Raw genomic sequence first — 1,336 nt, 5'->3', positions numbered from 1 at the left:
TGAACCGCCCCGGGTTTCTTGGAGACTAAACTTTCAGTAACAGGAGATCCCAAATGAAATCACAATACGCCAAACGCTATCCCCCTGAACTGCGTGAGCGCGCTGTCAGAATGTTGTTGGAACACCGTGATGAGTATGACTCTGAGCCGGATGCCATTCGTGCCATTTCGTCAAAAATCGGGTGCCATTACGACACCTTACGAACCTGGTTGCGTCAGCATAAAAATGATGTCCGTGGTGGTGTCAGCACCGCTAGCACTGATGATGGCGGACTGAGCACCAATGAGCGCCAGCGTTTAAAAGAACTGGAACGTGAGAATCGGGAGCTACGCCGCAGCAATGATATATTGCGCCAGGCCTCAGCTTATTTTGCTCAGGCGGAGCTCGACCGCCACTGGAAAAAATAATGCCACTTATGCAGCGTCTGAGTGGTACACACGGGGTCGGGCCGGTATGTCTCGAACTGGATATTGCCCCGTCAACATATTACTGGCATCAGCAACGCCGGCTGCATCCTGAAAAATGTAGCCAACGAGAAAAGTGTGATGCTCAAATCAGCCAAGAGATAAAACGCGTTTACGAAGAAAATTACAGTGTCTATGGAGCACGAAAAGTCTGGCGTCAGTTACTCCGTGAGGGCTTTAGCGTTGCCCGATGTACTGTTGAACGCCTGATGAAAACAATCGGTCTTAGGGGTGTACTCCGTGGCAAAGTGATTAGGACCACGACCGGTCGCAAAACAGCGGCAGCAGCAGATCGGGTAAACCGCCAGTTCGTGGCAGAACGCCCCAATCAGCTTTGGTGTGCAGATTTTACGTACGTCAGCACCTGGCAGGGCTTCGCTTATGTGGCGTTCATTATTGATGTGTTCGCTGGTGCGATCGTTGGTTGGCGAGTCTCATCGTCGATGGAAACGAGGTTCGTGCTAGATGCTCTGGAACAGGCTCTGTGGGCACGCCGCCCCTCAGGTACAATCCATCACTCGGACAAAGGCTCCCAATACGTGTCACTGGCGTACACCCAGCGGCTGCAGGAGGCGGAGCTGTTGGCGTCGACCGGCAGCACAGGAGACTCTTACGATAATGCTCTGGCCGAGAGTATCAATGGGCTTTATAAAGCGGAAGTCATACATCGTAAAAGCTGGAAAAACCATGCAGAAGTGGAGCTGGCGACACTGGCGTGGGTGGACTGGTATAACAATCGCAGGTTGCTCGAGCGTATCGGTCACATACCACCAGTTGAAGCCGAAAAAGCATATTATGCTTCCAGTGCAAATAATGTTCTGGCAGCCTGAACTTCCGAACTTAACTCTCTCCAAAAAAACCGGTGCGGTTCA

General features: G+C 51.8%; 1 protein-coding gene and 1 other annotated feature. The gene reads left to right on the top strand.

Annotated features, from left to right (window positions below; genetic code table 11):
• Positions 1-53: 53 nt before the first annotated feature.
• Positions 54-1,294, top strand: a protein-coding gene (locus GW590_RS24140) for an IS3 family transposase (RefSeq protein WP_169405623.1) whose coding sequence is annotated in 2 segments (ribosomal slippage) — positions 54-369 and positions 369-1,294 — 1,242 coding nt in all. Because the reading frame shifts where the segments join, the coding sequence is not laid out codon by codon here.
• Positions 362-478: a sequence feature (AL1L pseudoknot), on the top strand. (Overlaps the previous gene by 117 nt.)
• Positions 1,295-1,336: the final 42 nt, after the last annotated feature.

Source organism: Rouxiella aceris, from assembly GCF_012933545.1.
Taxonomy (GTDB): Bacteria; Pseudomonadota; Gammaproteobacteria; order Enterobacterales; family Enterobacteriaceae; genus Rouxiella; species Rouxiella aceris.
This window is presented reverse-complemented; position numbering and strand designations above follow the sequence as displayed.